We start from the raw sequence: 19,585 nt of genomic DNA on the forward strand, positions 1-19,585 counted from the left end.
CCCTTAAGCCACCCTTAAGCGTGTCTGACCGAGGAAGCCCGCCGCGCGCTCCGGAACGGATAGTTCCGGCAGGTCAGGCGGGGTGCGGGCGCCTTCGTAGTGCCTTCGGCATATGACGGACGACCGCCGGTTCACCGCCCGTTCCCCGGGGCGTATTCCCCGGGAACGGCCCCGTCGGGCGCTCCGGGCGGCCATGATGGGGGCATGGCGGGGCTGGAGGGTATGGAACAGCCGCGGGGACACGCACAGGCGGCCGCGGCGCGCTGGTCGCCGACCGTCGAGGACGAACACGCGCTGAAGGCGCTCGAGTTGTACGGCGACCCGACGGAGGCAGAGGTTCCACTGCCGTCCCGCCCCGAGTCCGCGGCCACCGCGAGACGGCTCACCCAGGTCGTGGTCCTGCGCCACTGGGGGCTCACCCCCAAGACCACGGAGGACGCGGTCCTGCTCGTCTCCGAACTGGTCGGCAACGCCGTCCGCCACACCGGCGCCCGCGTCTTCGGACTGCGTCTGCACCGGCGGCGCGGCTGGATCCGCGTCGAGGTCCGCGACCCCTCCCGGGGGCTGCCCTGCCTGATGCCGGTCCAGGAGATGGACATCAGCGGCCGGGGTCTGTTCCTCGTGGACAAGCTGGCCGACCGCTGGGGGGTCGATCTGCTGCCCCGGGGCAAGACCACCTGGTTCGAGATGCGGGTCGCCGACCGCTGAGCGGGCGCGATGCCTCACCCGGCCGCCGGACGGCCGAATCACGGGTTTTCCCCCGAGGCGCCCATTAAATGGTGCAATGCACCGCCATCTCGTCAAGAGCGCCCTGGTCGCGGGTGCCGCCCTCGCCGTCCTCACCGCCTGCGGCACACCGAGCGGGGAACGGACCGCCGAGGCGCGCGGCACCGAGGCCGCCGTGCCCGCCCCGCCCGAGAAGAAGCCCATCAAGGGCCTGCCCGGCATGCCGCCCGTCCTGGACCCCGAGGACGTGTACGCGGCCGACCGCCCCAACAAGCTGTCCCCGGTGGTCAAGGACTTCCCGTCCCGGGTCTACGTCCCCAACACCGAGTCCGACACGGTCTCCGTCATCGACCCGAAGACGTACGAGATCATCGAGACGATCCCCGTGGGCCGGCAGCCCCAGCACGTCGTGCCCTCCTGGGACCTGAAGACGCTCTGGGTCAACAACAACCGCGGCCACACCCTCACCCCGATCGACCCGAAGACCGGCAAGGCGGGCAAGGAGGTCGAGGTCCACGACCCGTACAACCTCTACTTCACGCCCAACGGCAGGTACGCCGTCGTCATGGCCTCCCTCGACCGCGAGCTGGTCTTCCGCGACCCGCACACCATGGAGGTCAAGAAGACCGTCCCGGTCTCCTGCTACGGCGTCAACCACGCCGACTTCTCCCTCGACGGCCGCTACTTCATCGTCTCCTGCGAGTTCAGCGGCGAGCTGCTCAAGGTCGACACCGAGAAGATGAAGGTCGTCGGGCAGCAGCGGCTGCCGTTCGAGGGCGCGATGCCGCAGGACGTGAAGATCTCGCCCGACGGCAAGAAGTTCTACATCGCCGACATGATGGCCCACGGCATGTGGGTCCTGGACGGCGACAAGTTCACCGAGCCCACCCTGATGCCCACCGGCAAGGGCTGCCACGGCCTCTACGTCAGCCGCGACTCCCGCGAGATGTACGTGTCCAACCGCGGCGAGGGCACGATCTCCGTCTTCGACTTCACCCAGGACAAGCTGACGAAGAAGTGGGACCTGCCCGACGGCGGCAGCCCCGACATGGGCGGCGTCTCCGCCGACGGCAAGGTGCTGTGGCTGTCCGGCCGCTACGACGCCGAGGTGTACGCCATCGACACCCGCACCGGCACCCAGCTCGCCCGCATCCCGGTCGGCAGCGGCCCGCACGGCCTCGCGGTCTACCCGCAGCCCGGCCGCTACTCGCTCGGGCACACGGGCGTCTTCCGGTGAGGCCCGGGAGCACCGGCGGGTGCGTCAGCGGCCCGCGCCAGGGGCCGTGGCGCTGAGCAGCACTTCCGAGCCCACGGGCCGGTAGCCGGCCGCCTGGAACGCCCGCAGGCTGCGGGCGTTCCCGGGCGACACCTGGCCCCACACCGGCGCACCCCCGGTCAGGTGCCGTGCCGCCGCCACGAGCCGCCGCCCCAGCCCCCGGTGCCGCGCCTCCTCGCCGACCTCGACCGAGACCTCCCACCGCCCACCCACCCCGCGGCCCAGGACGAGCACCCCGCCCGGCGTCGTCCACACCCGCACGTCGTCGCGCCGCCGCCGTGCCGAGACCACCCGCGGATGGTCCGCGCCGTCGGTCTCCGTCAGCGCCGGGTGCGGCTCCCCGGGCAGCGCGGTCCCGGTCAGCAGCACGTCGACCGTGTCCGACGTACGTCCCGTCCGGTCCATGAGGGCCGTCAGGAAGCGGGGGTTCATGGGGGCCGCGAGCGCGTCGCAGCCGGTGCGTGCCAGCGCCTGGCGCACCCAGGAGGGGTCCTCGTCGGTGAAGACGACCGAGTGGGCCGTGAAGGCGATGACCCCCGCGTCCCGGGGCGAGGGCTGGCGCACGATCGTCGTGCCGCCGTCGGCCGGCGGGAAGGCGCCCCGCGCCGCCGCGTCGAGGATGTGCCGCAGGATGTCCGCCATCGACGCGCTCCTTGAGTCTCCAGCCGCTGGAAGGTCCAGACTCGCAGACATGATCGACGACGGCACCGGACTGCTCACCATCGGCGAACTGGCCCGGGCCACCGGACTGACCGTGCGCACCATCCGCTACTGGTCCGACGAGGGCGCCCTGCCCCCGGTGGCGCGGTCAGCGGGTGGCTACCGGCTGTACGACGCGGCGTCCGTGGCCCGGCTGGAGCTGATCCGCACGCTGCGCGAACTCGGCCTCGGTCTGTCGGACGTCCGCCGGGTCCTGGCCGGTGAGACGACCGTCGCCCGGGTCGCGGCCGCGCACGTGGTCGCGCTGGACGCGCAGATCCGGTCGCTCGAGGTGACCCGCGCGGTGCTGTCGACAGTGGCGAAGCGGGGTTCCGGCGCGGAGGAGATGACGCTCATGAACAGGCTGGCACGGCTGTCGGCGGCCGAGCGGCGAAGGATCGTGGAGGAGTTCGTGGACGAGGTGTTCGACGGACTGGACACGGCGGACCCGGTGATCCGCGAACGTATGCGCAACACCGCCGCCGACCTGCCCGAGGAGCCGACGCCCGAGCAGGTGGACGCCTGGCTGGAGCTGGCCGAGATGCTCCAGGACCACGGTTTCCGGACCGAGATGCGCAAGGTGGCCGAGTTCAACGCGGCCGACCGCGGCCATGACACACCCGCCGGGGCGTCCCTGTGGTTCTCCCGGCGGCTCGTGCAACGCGGAGCCGAGGCGCGCGAGCGCGGGATCGCCCCCGACTCACCGGAGGCGGCCGAGGTGCTGCGCGAGCTGCTGGGCGACGCCGATCCCGCCACCGTGCTGACCCGGCTGCGGTCGCACGCCACCGACCGGGTCGCCCGCTACCGCGAGTTGCTCGCCGCCGTGAAGGGCACCGGGCCCGAGGCGGCGTACCGGGAGGAGTTCGCCTGGGTGGTCGCCGCGCTGGAGGTCCGCACGGCCGGTTAACCTGACCTGCGTCAGACCTGCGCCAGCAGGCGTACAGCACGAGATGAGGGGCGGATCGGTGGCGGACATCGAGGAAGCACGCAAGCAGTTCGAGCGGATCGATACGGACGGTGACGGATTCATCACCGCTGCCGAGTTCAAGGCCGCCCTGGCCCGGTCGGGCGACTGGAACGTCACCGAGTCGGTCGCCGAGGTCGTCATCAAGACCCGCGACCTCGACGGCGACAAGCGGCTGAGCTTCGACGAGTTCTGGGCCTACCTGAACAAGTAGGCACCGGCTCGCCGGTTCGCCGAGCGAAGGGGCCCGGTCCGCGATCGTCGCACCGGGCCCCTTGCCGTGCCCGGACTCGGAATAGCCCACCCGTCCCGGAGGTTGCCCTGGCCACGAAGGCACGCAGGTTCCACGAGGCGCTGTTCAACTCGGAAGGGCGAGGCGAGGACATGAGGATCGGCATCATCGGGGCGGGCAACATCGGCGGCAATCTGACCCGGCGGCTCACCGCCCTCGGTCACGACGTGTCCGTCGCCAACTCCCGGGGCCCCCGGACGCTCACGGCGCTGGCGAAGGAGACCGGCGCCACGCCCGTGACGGTCGGGGAGGCGGCGCGGGGCGCCGAGGTCGTCGTCGTCACCATCCCGCTGAAGGCGGTCCCGGACCTGCCCGCCGGCCTGTTCGACGGTGCGGCGGACGGCCTCGCGGTCATCGACACCGGCAACTACTACCCCCGGCAGCGCGACGGCAGGATCGCCGCGATCGAGGACGACGGCCTCACCGAGAGCCGCTGGACGGAACGCCAGATCGGGCACCCGGTCGTCAAGGCCTTCAACGGCACCTACGCCCAGGACATCCTGGACCGCCCGCTCCCCGCCGGCGACCCCGGCCGCATGGCCCTGCCGGTGGCCGGCGACGACGAGGCGGCCAAGCGCAAGGTACGGGACCTGATCGACGCGCTCGGCTTCGACACCGTCGACGCGGGCGGCCTCGACGACTCCTGGCGCCAGCAGCCCGGCACCCCGGTCTACGGCCTGCGCGACGGCGTCGAGGCCGTCACCAAGGCCCTGGCCGAGGCGTCCCCGGAGCGCACACCGGACTTCCGCGGAGATCCGTCAGAGGCTCCCTAGACGTCAGCCCATCGGCGCAGCGCGGCCTTGCTCTCGAAGTCGGCCACGTTCTTGTCGAGCGGGTCGTCGGTGTACTGGTGGAAACGCCACTTCGCCTTGATGCGGGGCTTGCCCGCCGAGACGTAATCGGCGATCCACAGGCCGTCGCCCGCATAGGACGTCGTGTCGACATCGAGCCAGAAGTTGCGGTTGGCGTAGAGGACGACCCGGTTCTTCGGCCGAAGTGTCTTCACCTTGCGGATGAACAGGTCCTTCTCGGCGTTGCTCGCGTGCGTCCCCTCGCCGGTCGACTCCCAGTCGACGGCGAGGATGTCGCCCGCCCGGTCCGGGGCCTTGCTCACGAAGTACTCGGCCTGGGCGGTGAGGTTGCCGGGCCACAGGAAGTGGTAGAAGCCGACGACCAGTTGGGCGTCCCGGGCCCGCTTCGTCTGGGCGGCCAGTTTCGGATTGACGTAGGAGCGCCCCTCCGTCGCCTTGACGAAGACGAAGGAGAGGCCGTCGGTGCCGTAGGAGGAGGACTGGTACGCGCTCACATCGATGCCGCGCAGCATGGGGGGCTCCCTGAAGTGCTGGTGGGGGAGGGGAGTTGATGCCCCACCACGATGGCACGGGCCGCTGCGACCTGACGTAGAAATGTCAACTCCGGTCGGACGAGGGCGTCAGCACTCGATGATGTTCACGGCCAGCCCGCCCCGGGCCGTCTCCTTGTACTTCACGGACATGTCCGCGCCCGTGTCCTTCATCGTCTTGATGACCTTGTCCAGGGACACCTTGTGGTAGCCGTCGCCGCGCATGGCCATGCGGGCGGCGGTGACGGCCTTGACCGCGGCCATGCCGTTGCGTTCGATGCAGGGGATCTGGACCAGGCCGCCGACCGGATCGCAGGTGAGGCCGAGATTGTGCTCCATGCCGATCTCGGCGGCGTTCTCGACCTGCTCGGGCGAGCCGCCGAGGACCTCGGCGAGGGCGCCCGCGGCCATGGAGCAGGCGGAGCCGACCTCGCCCTGGCAGCCGACCTCGGCGCCGGAGATGGAGGCGTTCTCCTTGAAGAGCATGCCGATCGCGCCCGCGGCGAGCAGGAAGCGGACCACGCCCTCCTCGTCGGCGCCCGGCACGAAGTTCATGTAGTAGTGCAGGACCGCCGGGATGATGCCGGCGGCGCCGTTGGTGGGGGCGGTGACGACCCGGCCGCCCGCGGCGTTCTCCTCGTTGACCGCCATGGCGTAGAGGGTGATCCACTCCATGGAGAGGGCCAGCGGGTCGCCCTCGGAGCGCAGCTTGCGCGCGGTGTTCGCGGCCCGGCGGCGCACCTTGAGACCGCCCGGCAGGATGCCTTCCTGGGACAGCCCGCGCGCCACGCAGTCCCGCATCACCTGCCAGATCTCCAGCAGGCCTTCGCGGATCTCCTCCTCGGTGCGCCAGGCCCGCTCGTTCTCCAGCATCAGCGCGGAGATCGACAGGCCCGTCTCCTCGGTCAGGCGCAGCAGCTCGTCGCCGGTGCGGAAGGGGTACTTCAGCACGGTGTCGTCGAGTTTGATGCGGTCCGCGCCGACCGCGTCCTCGTCGACGACGAAGCCGCCGCCGACCGAGTAGTACGTCTTGGTCAGCAGTTCCTCGCCCGAGGCGTCGTACGCCCACAACGTCATGCCGTTCGCGTGGTACGGCAGGGCCTTGCGGCGGTGCAGGACCATGTCGTCGTCGAAGGAGAACGCGATCTCGTGCTCGCCGAGCAGGTTCAGCCGCCCGCCGGACTTGATCGCCTCCACCCGCTCGTCCGCGCTCGCCACGTCCACCGTGCGCGGCGAGTCGCCCTCCAGGCCGAGCAGCACCGCCTTGGGTGTGCCGTGACCGTGCCCGGTGGCGCCGAGCGAGCCGTACAGTTCCGCGCGGACCTTCGCGGTCGGCGCCAGCAGCTCCTCGTTGCGCAGCCGCCGGGCGAACATCCGGGCCGCCCGCATCGGGCCGACGGTGTGCGAGCTGGACGGGCCGATGCCGATCGAGAACAGGTCGAAGACCGAGATGGCCACGGGGGAACTCCTGACTACGGGGTGGTGCAGAGGGGGTGGGTGCCGCGCCTGCTGGTGGCCGACGCGGCACCCGAAAGGTTTCTTCGTTACGTGTTCAGACCCGGGTACAGCGGGTGCTTGTCGGCCAGTCCCTTCACCCGGGCCTTGAGGGCCTCCGCGTCGTACGACGGCTTCAGCGCCTCGGCGATGACGTCCGCGACCTCAGCGAAGTCCTCGGTCTCGAACCCGCGGGTGGCCAGGGCCGGTGTGCCGATCCGCAGACCGGACGTCACCATCGGCGGACGCGGGTCGTTCGGGATCGCGTTCCGGTTGACCGTGATGCCCACCTCGTGGAGGCGGTCCTCGGCCTGCTGGCCGTCCAGCTCCGAGTGGCGCAGGTCGACCAGGACCAGGTGCACGTCCGTGCCGCCGGACAGGACGTCCACGCCCACGGCCCGGACGTCGTCCTTCACCAGACGCTCGGCCAGGATGCGGGCACCCTCCAGCGTACGGCGCTGGCGCTCCTTGAAGTCCTCCGAGGCGGCGACCTTGAAGGCGACCGCCTTGGCGGCGATCACATGCTCCAGCGGGCCGCCCTGCTGACCGGGGAAGACAGCGGAGTTGATCTTCTTGGCCAGTTCGGCCGTGGAGAGGATCACACCGCCGCGCGGGCCGCCGAGGGTCTTGTGGGTCGTGGTGGTGACCACGTGCGCGTGCGGCACCGGGTTGGGGTGCAGCCCGGCCGCGACCAGCCCGGCGAAGTGGGCCATGTCGACCATCAGGTACGCGCCGACCTCGTCCGCGATCCGGCGGAACTCCGCGAAGTCCAGCTGCCGCGGGTACGCCGACCAGCCGGCGACGATCAGCTTCGGCTTCGACTCCTTCGCCAGCCGCTCCACCTCGGCCATGTCGACCCGGCCGTCCTCGCCCACGTGGTAGGCGACGACGTCGTAGAGCTTGCCGGAGAAGTTGATCTTCATGCCGTGGGTCAGGTGCCCGCCGTGGGCGAGGTTCAGACCCATGATGGTGTCGCCCGGCTTGAGCAGCGCGAACATCGCGGCCGCGTTGGCCTGGGCGCCCGAGTGCGGCTGCACGTTGGCGTGCTCGGCGCCGAACAGCTCCTTGACGCGGTCGATCGCGATCTGCTCGACCACGTCGACGTGCTCACAGCCGCCGTAGTAGCGGCGGCCCGGGTAGCCCTCGGCGTACTTGTTGGTGAGGACCGAGCCCTGCGCCTCCATGACCGCGACCGGCGCGAAGTTCTCCGACGCGATCATCTCGAGGGTGGACTGCTGGCGGTGCAGCTCGGCGTCGACCGCCGCGGCGACGGCCGGGTCGAGCTCGTGCAGGGGTGTGTTCAGGACGGACATACGACTCCTCATCCGGCGGAGAACGCGGTGTACTCGTCGGCGGAGAGCAGGTCGCCCGGCTCGTCCGTGACGCGCACCTTGAACAGCCAGCCGCCCTCGAAGGGGGCCGAGTTCACCAGCGACGGGTCGTTCACGACGTCCTCGTTGACCTCGGTGACCTCACCGGACACGGGGGAGTACAGGTCGGACACCGACTTGGTCGACTCCAGTTCGCCGCAGGTCTCGCCGGCGGACACCGAGTCACCGACCTCGGGAAGCTGGACGAACACGACATCGCCGAGCGCGTTGGCCGCGTGCTCCGTGATGCCGACCGTCGAGACGCCGTCCTCGGCGGCCGACAGCCACTCGTGCTCCTTGCTGTAGCGCAGCTCTTTGGGGTTGCTCATGGCCTGGATTCTCCTGTACGCGCGGGAGTGCTGTGGAAGGGGGACTGCTGGTGAGCTGGGACGACGGGCACGGGGTCGCTGCCGCGGCCCTCCGGCCAGTGTCTACTTCTGGCGCTTGTAGAACGGCAGCGCCACGACCTCGTACGGCTCGTGACTGCCCCGGATGTCCACGCCCACGCCGGTCGTGCCGGGCGCGGCGTGCGTGGCGTCGACGTACGCCATCGCGATCGGCCTGCCGAGGGTGGGGGAGGGGGCGCCGGAGGTGACCTCGCCGATCACCTCGCCGCCGGCGACGACCGCGTACCCGGCGCGCGGGACCCGGCGGCCCTCGGCGATCAGGCCGACCAGCACGCGCGGAGGGTTCTGCTCGGCGCGGGCGGCGGCCTCGCGCAGGGCGTCGCGCCCCACGAAGTCGCCCTCCTTCTCGAACTTCACCACCCGGCCGAGCCCGGCGTCGAAGGGGGTGAGGGAGGTGCTCAGCTCGTGCCCGTACAGCGGCATGCCCGCCTCCAGGCGCAGCGTGTCGCGGCAGGACAGCCCGCACGGGACCAGCCCGACGCCCTCGCCGGCCTTGGTCAGGGCCTGCCACAGCTCGACGGCGTGCTCCGGCTTCACGAACAGCTCGAAGCCGTCCTCGCCGGTGTAGCCGGTCCGGGCGATCAGGGCCGGGACGCCCGCCACCGTGCCGGGCAGCCCGGCGTAGTACTTCAGGCCGTCGAGGTCGGCGTCGGTCAGGGACTTGAGGATCCCCGGCGACTGCGGGCCCTGTACGGCGATCAGCGCGTAGGCGTCCCGGTCGTCGCGCACCTCGGCGTCGAAGCCGGCGGCCCGCTCGGTCAGCGCGTCCAGCACGACCTGGGCGTTGGAGGCGTTGGCGACGACCATGTACTCGGTCTCGCCCAGCCGGTAGACGATCAGGTCGTCGAGGATGCCGCCGTCGGCCCGGCAGATCATGGTGTAGCGGGCGCGGCCCGGCCTCACGCCGCCGATGTTGCCCACCAGGGCGAAGTCCAGCAGGGCGGCGGCCTGCGGCCCGGTGACGGTGATCTCGCCCATGTGGGAGAGGTCGAACAGCCCGGCCTTCGTGCGCACGGCGGTGTGCTCGTCGCGCTCGGAGCCGTAGCGCAGGGGCATGTCCCAGCCGGCGAAGTCGGTCATCGTCGCGCCGAGCGACCGATGCAAGGCATCGAGCGCGGTGTGACGGAGTTCTCCTGTACTGCTCATCGGTCGGTCGTCTCCAAGGGGCATGACGGGCGAGGTCGTTCCTCCCCATCTGTCATCGGAACCTGAGAGGTTCGCCATGACCGCACGGGTCCATGGCTTGCACCTTGGGTGGAGCCACATCCCCGTCCTGGACAGGGGGCGGCCCGCTTTTCAGATGTGCCTCGCCCGCGCGGTAACGGGGCCTGAGAGATTCAAGGGAGGGACTTGCTCCTTCGGCGCCCCAGCGTCTGCGGTGCTGGGAACTCTCCCGCGCGGATTCAAACGGCCGGTATGCAGTTGGCGCGCACATCATTGCACGCATCCTTCCGGCGCGGCAGGGGGACCTTTCACAGGGAGTGCACGAGTCCCGCCCGCCGGACACCGCGACCTGTAGCAGCCCTGTTGCAGGACAAGCACGGAAATGAGAGGCCTGCGGCATTACCTTCTCTTTACACTCGGCGGGGATGGGACTCCGTACCTGGCCCCAGGGGAGGACGATCACGGTGAACAGGACCACCGCGTACGCGACGACGGGCATCGCGCTGCCCGAGCAGCCGGCCGCCGCTCCGGTCCGGGCGGTTCGCGCTCCGGTGCCGGCGCCGGTCGTCCGCGACCTGCGCGACCGCGCCGGACGCGGGCCGCGCGCGCTGCTGTTCGGCCCCCGCGACCTCGTCGTGATCACGGGCCTGCCCGGCAGCGGCAAGTCCACGCTGATGCGGCGTACGGTGCCGGGCCGGCGCGTCGACTCGCAGGACACCCGCGACCGCTGGGAGCGCCGCATGCCGCGTGCCCTGCCGTACGCGCTCTACCGCCCGCTCGTCCGCCTCGCCCACTACGCCGGGCTGCGTCGCGCCCTGCGCTCGGGAGAGGGCGTCGTCGTGCACGACTGCGGCACCCAGGCCTGGGTCCGCCGCTGGCTCGCCCGCGAGGCCCGCCGCCGCGGCGGCACACTCCACCTGCTGCTGCTCGACGTCACCCCCGAGCAGGCCCTGGCCGGCCAGCGCGACCGGGGCCGAGGCGTCTCGCGCTACGCGTTCCTGCGCCACCGGGCGGCGAGCACCCGCCTCCTGCGCGCGGTGGAACGCGGCGACCTTCCCGCCGGCTGCGGTTCGGCCGTCCTCGCCGACCGGGACGCGGCGAACACCCTCCACAGAATCGGTTTCACGGGCTGACGGGCCGGGGCGGCGCGCCGGGGCCGGGGGCGACGGCCCGCGCACGCGCGTCGCCCGCCGGCGACCCACGGCCCGGCCTCCGGGCCGACCGCCGGTGATCCTGCACCGTGGTTCTTGCGCCCCCCCCGCCGCGTCCTGCGCGCCGCGGTCCGCCCACTGTCCACCGCCGACCCGCGCCAAGGCCTCCCGGCCCGCCCGCCCGCGCCCGTCCCCTGTGGCCGACTCCTGCGCCCGGTTGCCCGTGCCTGTCCACCGTCGCCGCCTCCTGCGCCCGGCCCCTGCGCCCGGCCTCCCGGCCGGCCATCCGCGTCCCTCATCCCCGCCTCCTGCGCCCGCCCGCCCGCGTCCGTCCGCCGCCTCCGACCCCAAGCCCGACCCCTGGGTCCGTCCGCCGCCCCGGCCACACCCCGACCTCCGCCCCCGGCCACCCCCCTTCCGCTGCCCGGCCTCCCCGCGCCGGTGAGCCGTTAGCCTTTTGGGCCACAGCAGTGGTTTCAGGCAGGCGGTAGGCAGATGGACTTCCCGGCGGACTTCTCCGCGGACTTTCCGGCGCAGACGCAGACCCACCCGCACGGCGGTTGGCCCGGCAACGAGTTGGAGGAGGTGCTCTCGGCCTCCCTCGGCGCCGGTCCGGCGGCCGGTGGGCGGATCGTCGAGGTGCTCGGCCGGAGCTTCGTGTGGATCCCGCTGCCCAACGGCGGCGGCCCGCACAGCGGTCCCCTCGACCTGCCCGGCATCGAGATCGACGGCCAGGCGTTCGTGCCGGTGTTCAGTTCCGAGGAGCAGTTCCGCCAGGTCGTCGGCTCCCACATGTCGTACACCATCGCGCCCGCCGTGGAGTTCGCCCGCGGCCTGCCCCCGCACGCGGGGATCGCCGTCAACCCGGGCGGTGTGGTGGGCATCCCGCTCCCGCCGCCCGCCGTGGCGGAGCTGTGCCGGGCCGGCCGGACCCCGCTGGACGGCCCCGCGAGCGGCGGCCGGGTCCGCCTCTTCGAGCCCGACTGGCAGGACGACCCGGTGGCTTTCCTGGCCGCCGCGGCCGCCGAGTTCGAGGCCACCGGCGTCGTCCTCACGGCCCGCCGCTGCCTCGCCGCCATCGAGACCGCCGACCCCGTGATGTTCGTGGGCGTCGAATTGTCCCAGTGGGAAGGCGACCTGCGCGCCCTCCCCCTGGAGGCCCTCAGCCGTGCCGTCACCGCCGTCCCGGCCCCCTGGCCGGTCAACCTGGTACTCCTGGACGTGACGGAGGATCCGGTGGGCGCCTGGATGCGGGACAGGGTCCGGCCCTTTTTCCAGCGGTAGGCCAGGACCCCAGGGGGCGCGGGGCAGTAGCATCATGCGGCTCCGCCGCGCGGGCGCGAGAACCACCCACGACCCGCGGCCGCGATACGACCCCAAGCTCCGATCACTCGCGCGGGCTTAAGCTAGGGCACCGTCGAGGCGTTGTACGAAGGGGCGGTAAAGGTGAGCGCGAGCGGCACGGCCGCGGCCGGACAGGTCGAGCACATGCTGCGCCAGGTCACGCCCGGGCGTTACGACGCCTACGAGGCGCTCCTGCGCGCGCTCGCGACCCCGCACACCGGCCAGATCTGGATGCTTCTGTGGCACGGTCAGGCCGGCTCCCCCGACGCCCAGTACGGACACATGGACGTCGACGGCAACGGCTACGCCCCCTGCGTGACCTCCGCCCAGGAGCTCTCCGCCAGCGGCTGGAACCGCTCGTACGAGGTGGTCGACGGCGTCGACGTCGCCCGCGCCCTCTACCCCGACCACTACGGCCTCTGGCTCAACCCGCACGCCCCCGGCGGCGGCGTCGGCATCCCCTGGCTCGACCTGCGCCGGATCGCCACGGGCCTGGACCGTCAGCCCGCCGGCCCCCTGCGCCTGTCCGAACCCGCCATCGAGATCCCGCAGTTCTACGCCCTCCTCGCGCAGAACGCCCACCGCACCCCGGCCGTCCGCTCGCTGCGCCGCGCCTGGGTGCAGCCCGCCCTCGGGGCGCCGTACCTCGCCATCGGCCTGGATGTGTACGACACCTCGCCGCCGGCCGTGGATTCGGTGCGCGCGATGATGCAGCAGTCCCTCGGTGCCGTACCGGACGGGCTGCCCGTCTCGACCGTCGCCATGTCCGACGAACACGACCCGGTCGCCATGTGGCTGCGCGCGAGCGCACGCCCCTTCTACGACCGCGAGGCCCACGCCACGGCCCCCGTCCAGGCGCCGGCCTCCGGCTACGGATACCCTCCGGCCCAGGGCCGGTACTGACCGACCCGAAGTCGCCCCCCGGACCCCTTCCGCACCGCCCCTCGAACGCGACAGCCGCTCAGCTCTCCGCGCGTAGATAGGGGTGGAAAGTGCACCCGTGTCCTAAAATGCCCCTATCGCAGCGCGTCCGACCCCCGTTACCCGCTGTCCGGATAACGGAACCCCCCAGACAGCATCACGTTTACGCATCCTTTCACCGCCAAGTCTGGCAACTGATCGCCAAAGCGTTGAAGACTCCCCGCAAGACACGGGCCGGGTCGGTCTCGTGTACGAGACAAACAAAACCGCTACAGCGGCAGCCAGGGGCTCGGCGATCGCCGGCCCGAGAGGGGTCAATCGCACCGTGACCGCACCGATCGAGACCACCGGGGCGGAAGCCGGAGCACAGCCCGAGGCCGTGCTCTCCGGGGTCAAGAAGAGCCAGATCGAAGGGCGCTCGCTCACCCAGATCGCCTGGATGCGCTTCAAGCGGGACAAGGTGGCGATGGCGGGAGGCGTCATCGTCATCCTGCTCGTGCTGATGGCGGTGTTCTCCAAGCCGATCCAGTGGATCTTCAACCTCGATCCCAACAAGTTCAACCAGGACCTCATCGACCCCGCTCTGCTCGCCCCCAAGGGTGGCTGGGGAGGAATGAGTTGGGACCACCCGCTCGGTGTGGACCCCCAGTACGGCCGGGACATGCTCGCCCGCATCATCGACGGCTCCTGGGTCTCCCTCCTGGTCGCGGGCGGCGCCACGCTGCTGTCCGTGTGCATCGGCACCGTGCTCGGTGTCATCGCCGGGTACTACGGCGGCTGGATCGACAGCGTGATCAGCAGGCTGATGGACACCTTCCTGGCGTTCCCCCTGCTGCTGTTCGCCATCTCGATCTCCGCCTCCGTGCAGGACGGGTTCTTCGGTCTCGAAGGCCTGCCGCTGCGCATCTGCGTGCTGATCTTCGTGATCGGCTTCTTCAGCTGGCCGTACATCGGCCGCATCGTGCGCGCCCAGACGATGACCCTGCGCAAGCGGGAGTTCATCGAGGCCGCCACGAGCCTCGGGGCACGCGGCCCGTACGTCCTGTTCCGGGAGCTCCTCCCGAACCTCGTCGCACCGATCCTCGTCTACGCGACGCTGATCATCCCGACGAACATCCTGTTCGAGGCCGCACTGAGCTTCCTCGGTGTCGGTATCGCTCCGCCGCAGGCCTCCTGGGGCGGCATGCTCAGCAACGCTGTGGATCTCTACACGGCTGATCCGCAGTACATGTTCGTGCCCGGACTGGCGATCTTCATCACCGTCCTGGCCTTCAACCTGCTGGGTGACGGGCTGCGTGACGCCCTCGACCCTCGCAGCAAGTGATCCATCGAATGAGGGGGCTTCCTCAGGTGAAGACGAGAAGGGTGACCGCCGGCGTTGCGTCGGTCCTGGCACTGTCGCTGGGTGCTGCCGCGTGCGGCGGCGGAGGTGACGACAACGACGGGGGAGGCAACGGCAAGAAGGACGCCGCGCTGAACTCGATCGTCAACGCGTCGGACAAGAAGGGAGGGACGGTCACGTACGAGCACTCGGACGTGCCGGACTCCCTCGACCCGGGCAACACCTACTACGGCTGGGTCCAGAACTTCTCCCGCCTCTACGGCAGAACGCTCACCACGTTCAAGCCGGCGGCGGGCAAGGAAGGCCTGGAGGTCGTGCCGGACCTCGCCGAGTCCCTCGGCAAGTCCAGCCCGGACGCCAAGACCTGGACGTACAAGCTGCGTGCGGGTGTGAAGTTCCAGGACGGCACCCCGGTGACGTCCAAGGACGTGAAGTACGCCATCGAGCGCTCCAACTTCGCGCCCGAGGCGCTGTCCAACGGCCCGACGTACTTCAAGGCGTACCTGGAGGGCGGCGACAAGTACAAGGGCCCCTACAAGGACAAGTCCGCCGAGGGCATCAAGTCCATCGAGACGCCGGACGACCGGACGATCGTCTTCAAGCTGAAGCAGCCGTTCGCCGACTTCGACTACCTGGCGACGTTCTCGCAGACGGCTCCCGTGCCGCAGGCGAAGGACACCGGTGCGAAGTACGTGCAGGCCATCCAGTCCTCCGGCCCGTACCAGTTCCAGTCCTACGAGGAGGGCCGCGGCGCCACCCTCGTGCGCAACAAGCAGTGGGACGCCAAGACGGACCCGGTCCGCAAGGCCCTGCCGGACAAGATCACGATCAAGTTCAAGGTCAACCCGGTCACGGTCGACAACAACCTGCTCTCCGACAAGATCACGGCTGACGCGGCCGGCACGGGTGTGCAGCCGCAGACCCAGCCGAAGGTGCTGCGCGGCAAGTACGCCAACCAGACGGACAGCTCCTACGCGGGCGCCACGCAGTACATCGCGCTCAACGTGAACGTGAAGCCGTTCGACAACGCCGACTGCCGCAAGGCCGTGCAGTGGGGCCTCGACAAGCAGTCGGTGCTCGACGCCATGGGCGGCTCGCCGAAGGGCGACGTGGCGACCACGCTGCTGCCGCCGTCCGTCAACGGCTACACCAAGTTCGACACCTACGCGACCGACGGTCACAAGGGCGACGTGGCCAAGGCCAAGGCGGCGCTGAAGGCGTGCGGCAAGCCGAACGGCTTCAACACCATCCTGACGGCCCGCTCCGACCGCCCCGCCGAGGTCGCCGCGGCGACCGCCGTCCAGGCGTCGCTGAAGAAGATCGGCATCAACGTCGAGATCAAGCAGTTCCCCTCCGGCAAGTACTTCTCCAACTTCGCCGGTGTCCCGAGCTACGTCCACGACAACAAGCTCGGCATGCTCTCGATGGCGTGGGGTGCCGACTGGCCGACCGGCTACGGCTTCCTCGACCAGATCATCAACGGTGCCGCCATCAAGCCCTCGGGCGGCAACAACCTGATGGAGCTGGACGACCCGAAGATCAACAAGGCCCTGACGGACGCGATCGCCAACACCGACGACGCGGCCCGCACCAAGGCCTGGGGTGACATCGACAAGATGGTGCTCGACAACGCCTCGGTCGTCCCGCTGGTCTACCGCAAGAACCTGCTGCTCCGGCCGACGTCCGCGACGAACGTCACGGTCACGCAGGCCTACCTCGGCATGTACGACTACCTGCTGATGAGCTCCTCGAAGTAATTCAGCAGGCCGGATCCTTTCGAAAGGCAGGTGAAGGCACCGGGTGGCCGCGGCGGACGATCCCGCCGCGGCCACCCGGGGCCGTACAGCTGTGGCTGCGTACATCCTCCGACGCGTCATGGGCGCGGTGCTGTTGCTGCTGGTGGTCAGCGCAGTCACCTTCGCCATCTTCTTCCTGGTCCCCCGCCTCGGGGGGCAGACGGCCGACCAGTTGGCCACCCAGTACGTCGGCAAGGACGCGAACCCCGAGTCCGTCGCCGCGATCAAGCAGAACCTGGGCCTGGACCAGCCGGTCTACGTCCAGTACTGGGACTTCATCAAGGGCCTCGTGGTGGGCGCCGACTACAAGTTCGGTCCCGACGCGACGCACTGCAGCGCACCCTGCTTCGGGTACTCCTTCAAGAACCACGTCGAGGTGTGGCCCCAGCTCGTGGACCGGATCCCCGTGTCCTTCTCGCTGGCCGTCGGTGCCGCCGTGATCTGGGTGATCTTCGGTGTCACGACCGGTGTCGTCTCGGCGCTCCGCAAGGGCAAGCCGATCGACCGCGGCGCCATGTTCGTCGCCCTCGCCGGCGTCTCGCTCCCCATCTTCTTCACCGGCCAGATCCTGCTCGCGCTCTTCGTCTACGAGATCCCCATCTGGGACAGCGTCGACTACGTGCCGTTCACCGAGAACCCCGCCGAATGGGCCTGGCACCTGGTGCTGCCCTGGATCAGCCTCGCCTTCCTCTTCTCCGCGCTCTACGCCCGCCTCACCCGGGCGGGCATGCTGGAGACGATGAACGAGGACTACATCAGAACGGCCAGGGCCAAGGGTCTCCGGGAGACCACGGTCGTGGCCAAGCACGGCCTGCGCTCCGCGCTCACCCCGATCGTCACCATCTTCGGCATGGACTTCGGCACCCTGGTCGGCACCGCGGTGCTCACCGAGACCGTCTTCTCGCTGCAGGGCATCGGCGCCTACGCCGTCCAGTCCATCCAGCAGAACGACCTGCCCATCATCATGGGCGTGACCCTGGTCGCCGCGTTCTTCATCGTCTTCTGCAATCTGATCGTCGACCTGGTGTACGCCGCCATCGACCCCCGGGTGAGGTACTCGTGAGCAAGCTCGACAAAGCCGCGCTCGGCGAACCGGACACCACCGCCGCGTCCGTCCCGGACGACGTGTTCCTGTCCGTCCGTGATCTGCGCATCCACTTCGACACCGACGACGGCCTGGTCAAGTCCGTCGACGGCGTCAGCTTCGACGTGCGCAAGGGCAAGACCCTGGGCATCGTGGGCGAGTCCGGCTCCGGCAAGTCGGTCACCTCGCTCGGCGTGATGGGCCTGCACCGCTCGGCGCGCGCCAAGGTGACCGGCGAGGTCTGGCTCGACGGCCAGGAGCTGATCGCGGCCGACCCCGACGACGTACGGCGGCTGCGCGGCCGGAAGATGGCCATGATCTTCCAGGACCCGCTGTCGGCGATGCACCCGTACTACTCGGTCGGGCACCAGATCGTCGAGGCGTACCGCGTCCACCACGACGTCAGCAAGAAGGCCGCCAAGCAGCGGGCGATCGAGATGCTCGACCGGGTCGGCATCCCCGAGCCCGCCAAGCGCGTCGACGGCTACCCGCACGAGTTCTCCGGCGGTATGCGCCAGCGCGCCATGATCGCCATGTCGCTGGTGAACAACCCCGAGCTGCTCATCGCCGACGAGCCGACCACCGCCCTGGACGTCACCGTGCAGGCGCAGATCCTCGACCTGATCCGGGACCTCCAGAAGGAGTTCGGCTCCGCGGTCATCATGATCACCCACGACCTGGGTGTGGTCGCCGAGATGGCCGACGACCTGCTGGTCATGTACGGCGGCCGGTGCGTGGAGCGCGGCCCCGCCGAGGACGTGTTCGCCGAGCCCCGGCACCCCTACACCTGGGGCCTGCTCGGCTCGATGCCGCGTCTGGACCGCGAGGAGACCGACCGGCTCATCCCGATCATGGGCGCGCCGCCCTCCCTCATCAACCTCCCGTCCGGCTGCGCCTTCCACCCGCGCTGCCCGTACGCGGACATCCCGAAGGACAACGTCACCCGCACGGTCCGCCCCGAGCTGACCGAGGTCGGCGGCTCGCACTGGGCCGCCTGCCACATGACGCAGGAGCAGCGGGAGCGTATCTGGACCGAAGAGATTGCGCCGAAGCTGTGAGCGACGACAAAACGGTGAGCACACCGGACACGAGCGGGAGCACCCTCACCAAGGGCACCACCGCCGACGGCGAGGTCCTGCTGAAGGTGACCGGCCTTCAGAAGCACTTCCCGATCCGCAAGGGCCTGCTCCAGCGGCAGACCGGCGCGGTGCGCGCCGTCGACGGCATCGACTTCGAGGTGCGCAAGGGCGAGACGCTCGGCGTCGTCGGCGAGTCGGGCTGCGGCAAGTCCACCATGGGCCGGCTGATCACCCGGCTGCTGGAACCGACCGACGGCTCGGTCGAGTTCGAGGGCAAGGACATCACGCACCTGAAGACCGGCGAGCTGCGCCCCATGCGCCGCGACGTGCAGATGATCTTCCAGGACCCGTACTCCTCGCTGAACCCCCGGCACACGATCGGCACGATCGTCGGCGCCCCCTTCCGGCTCCAGGGCGTCGAGCCCGAGGGCGGCGTGAAGAAGGAGGTCCAGCGGCTGCTGTCGGTGGTCGGTCTCAACCCCGAGCACTACAACCGCTATCCGCACGAGTTCTCCGGCGGCCAGCGCCAGCGCATCGGCATCGCCCGCGCGCTCGCGCTCAACCCCAAGCTGGTCGTTGCGGACGAGCCGGTCTCCGCACTGGACGTGTCGATCCAGGCGCAGGTGGTGAACCTGCTGGACGACCTCCAGGAGGAACTGGGCCTGACGTATGTGATCATCGCGCACGACCTGTCGGTGGTCCGGCACGTCTCGGACCGGATCGCGGTGATGTACCTCGGCAAGATCGTCGAGCTGGCCGACCGCGACAAGCTGTACAAGTCGCCGATGCACCCCTACTCCAAGGCCCTGCTGTCGGCCGTGCCGATACCGGATCCGAAGCGCCGGGGCGTCAAGAGCGAGCGCATCCTGCTCAAGGGCGACGTGCCCTCGCCGATCGCCCCGCCGAGCGGCTGCCGCTTCCACACCCGGTGCTGGAAGGCGACGGAGATCTGCAAGACGACCGAGCCGCCGCTGGTGGAGCTGCGGGCCGGGCAGCAGGTCGCCTGCCATCACCCGGAGAACTTCGAGGACCAGCAGCCGCAGGACACCAAGCTGCTGTCGTCGGCCAAGGAGGTCGCCGCGGAGAACGGCGACGCCACCCCCGTGGAGAAGTGACCCCGCCCGAGCCCCCGCC

Annotated in this window: 19 protein-coding genes and 1 riboswitch; of the genes, 13 read left to right on the top strand and 6 right to left on the bottom strand. The window is 70.4% G+C overall.

Annotation, left to right across the window (positions count from 1 at the left end; all coding sequences use genetic code 11):
- The first annotated feature begins 99 nt into the window (after positions 1-99).
- Together ACIRDU_RS36120 and ACIRDU_RS36125 are read left to right on the top strand one after the other, a co-directional pair.
- The gene (locus ACIRDU_RS36120; RefSeq protein WP_403587966.1) at positions 100-708 is read left to right on the top strand and encodes an ATP-binding protein; all 609 of its coding nucleotides are present in this window, start codon (positions 100-102) and stop codon (positions 706-708) included.
- Between the two features lie 76 nt (positions 709-784).
- The gene (locus ACIRDU_RS36125; RefSeq protein WP_403587969.1) at positions 785-1,963 is read left to right on the top strand and encodes a YncE family protein; all 1,179 of its coding nucleotides are present in this window, start codon (positions 785-787) and stop codon (positions 1,961-1,963) included.
- A gap of 24 nt (positions 1,964-1,987) precedes the next feature.
- Here the strand turns inward: ACIRDU_RS36125 and ACIRDU_RS36130 are convergent, their stop codons facing one another.
- Complete coding sequence (locus tag ACIRDU_RS36130; protein ID WP_403587972.1) at positions 1,988-2,644, bottom strand: GNAT family N-acetyltransferase; 657 nt, start codon at positions 2,642-2,644, stop codon at positions 1,988-1,990.
- 49 nt (positions 2,645-2,693) lie between these two features.
- On the opposite strand from ACIRDU_RS36130, the gene ACIRDU_RS36135 reads away from it, so the two are divergent.
- From ACIRDU_RS36135 to ACIRDU_RS36145, 3 genes are all read left to right on the top strand, one after another.
- Positions 2,694-3,608, top strand: a complete 915-nt coding sequence (locus ACIRDU_RS36135; RefSeq protein WP_403587975.1) for a MerR family transcriptional regulator — start codon at positions 2,694-2,696, stop codon at positions 3,606-3,608.
- Positions 3,609-3,666: 58 nt separating this feature from the next.
- On the top strand, positions 3,667-3,879 hold the full coding sequence (locus ACIRDU_RS36140) for an EF-hand domain-containing protein (RefSeq protein WP_386504758.1): 213 nt from the start codon (positions 3,667-3,669) through the stop codon (positions 3,877-3,879).
- A gap of 140 nt (positions 3,880-4,019) precedes the next feature.
- Positions 4,020-4,730 (top strand): NADPH-dependent F420 reductase, encoded by a 711-nt coding sequence (locus tag ACIRDU_RS36145; protein WP_403588140.1) that lies wholly within the window; start codon positions 4,020-4,022, stop codon positions 4,728-4,730.
- Here the strand turns inward: ACIRDU_RS36145 and ACIRDU_RS36150 are convergent.
- The 5 genes from ACIRDU_RS36150 to gcvT all read right to left on the bottom strand — a co-directional run bounded on the left by ACIRDU_RS36150 (position 4,727) and on the right by gcvT (position 9,716).
- On the bottom strand, positions 4,727-5,281 hold the full coding sequence (locus ACIRDU_RS36150) for a GH25 family lysozyme (RefSeq protein ID WP_403587978.1): 555 nt from the start codon (positions 5,279-5,281) through the stop codon (positions 4,727-4,729). The genes ACIRDU_RS36145 and ACIRDU_RS36150 overlap by 4 nt on opposite strands.
- 108 nt (positions 5,282-5,389) lie before the next feature.
- Positions 5,390-6,757 carry an L-serine ammonia-lyase gene (locus ACIRDU_RS36155; protein ID WP_403587981.1) on the bottom strand — a complete coding sequence of 456 codons (1,368 nt, stop codon included), beginning with the start codon at positions 6,755-6,757 and terminating at the stop codon, positions 5,390-5,392.
- A gap of 86 nt (positions 6,758-6,843) precedes the next feature.
- Positions 6,844-8,106 carry a serine hydroxymethyltransferase gene (gene glyA / locus ACIRDU_RS36160; RefSeq protein ID WP_403587983.1) on the bottom strand — a complete coding sequence of 421 codons (1,263 nt, stop codon included), beginning with the start codon at positions 8,104-8,106 and terminating at the stop codon, positions 6,844-6,846.
- 8 nt (positions 8,107-8,114) lie between these two features.
- Positions 8,115-8,492, bottom strand: coding sequence for a glycine cleavage system protein GcvH (gene gcvH, locus ACIRDU_RS36165; protein ID WP_248507342.1), 378 nt, complete (start codon positions 8,490-8,492; stop codon positions 8,115-8,117).
- A gap of 102 nt (positions 8,493-8,594) precedes the next feature.
- Entirely contained in the window at positions 8,595-9,716 is a 1,122-nt protein-coding gene (gene gcvT / locus ACIRDU_RS36170; protein WP_403587986.1) for a glycine cleavage system aminomethyltransferase GcvT, read from the bottom strand.
- A gap of 160 nt (positions 9,717-9,876) precedes the next feature.
- Positions 9,877-9,976, bottom strand: a riboswitch (glycine riboswitch).
- A gap of 222 nt (positions 9,977-10,198) precedes the next feature.
- Here gcvT and ACIRDU_RS36175 point away from each other — a divergent pair.
- The 8 genes from ACIRDU_RS36175 (at position 10,199) to ACIRDU_RS36210 (ending at position 19,566) form a co-directional block, all read left to right on the top strand.
- Positions 10,199-10,867, top strand: a complete 669-nt coding sequence (locus ACIRDU_RS36175) for an AAA family ATPase (protein WP_403588143.1) — start codon at positions 10,199-10,201, stop codon at positions 10,865-10,867.
- A gap of 513 nt (positions 10,868-11,380) precedes the next feature.
- Positions 11,381-12,169 carry an enhanced serine sensitivity protein SseB gene (locus ACIRDU_RS36180; RefSeq protein ID WP_403587988.1) on the top strand — a complete coding sequence of 263 codons (789 nt, stop codon included), beginning with the start codon at positions 11,381-11,383 and terminating at the stop codon, positions 12,167-12,169.
- 162 nt (positions 12,170-12,331) lie between these two features.
- Positions 12,332-13,132 carry an enhanced serine sensitivity protein SseB C-terminal domain-containing protein gene (locus ACIRDU_RS36185; RefSeq protein ID WP_403587991.1) on the top strand — a complete coding sequence of 267 codons (801 nt, stop codon included), beginning with the start codon at positions 12,332-12,334 and terminating at the stop codon, positions 13,130-13,132.
- A gap of 343 nt (positions 13,133-13,475) precedes the next feature.
- Positions 13,476-14,474 (top strand): ABC transporter permease, encoded by a 999-nt coding sequence (locus tag ACIRDU_RS36190; protein WP_403587994.1) that lies wholly within the window; start codon positions 13,476-13,478, stop codon positions 14,472-14,474.
- Between the two features lie 8 nt (positions 14,475-14,482).
- Positions 14,483-16,249 (top strand): ABC transporter substrate-binding protein, encoded by a 1,767-nt coding sequence (locus tag ACIRDU_RS36195; protein WP_403587996.1) that lies wholly within the window; start codon positions 14,483-14,485, stop codon positions 16,247-16,249.
- Positions 16,250-16,340: 91 nt separating this feature from the next.
- Complete coding sequence (locus ACIRDU_RS36200) at positions 16,341-17,351, top strand: ABC transporter permease (RefSeq protein ID WP_403587999.1); 1,011 nt, start codon at positions 16,341-16,343, stop codon at positions 17,349-17,351.
- The gene (locus ACIRDU_RS36205) at positions 17,348-18,430 is read left to right on the top strand and encodes an ABC transporter ATP-binding protein (protein WP_403588001.1); all 1,083 of its coding nucleotides are present in this window, start codon (positions 17,348-17,350) and stop codon (positions 18,428-18,430) included. The genes ACIRDU_RS36200 and ACIRDU_RS36205 overlap by 4 nt, the downstream gene beginning before the upstream one ends.
- Entirely contained in the window at positions 18,427-19,566 is a 1,140-nt protein-coding gene (locus ACIRDU_RS36210) for an ABC transporter ATP-binding protein (RefSeq protein WP_403588004.1), read from the top strand. The genes ACIRDU_RS36205 and ACIRDU_RS36210 overlap by 4 nt, the downstream gene beginning before the upstream one ends.
- Positions 19,567-19,585: the final 19 nt, after the last annotated feature.

The organism is Streptomyces sp. NPDC093598 (genome assembly GCF_044764825.1).
Classification (GTDB): domain Bacteria; phylum Actinomycetota; class Actinomycetes; order Streptomycetales; family Streptomycetaceae; genus Streptomyces.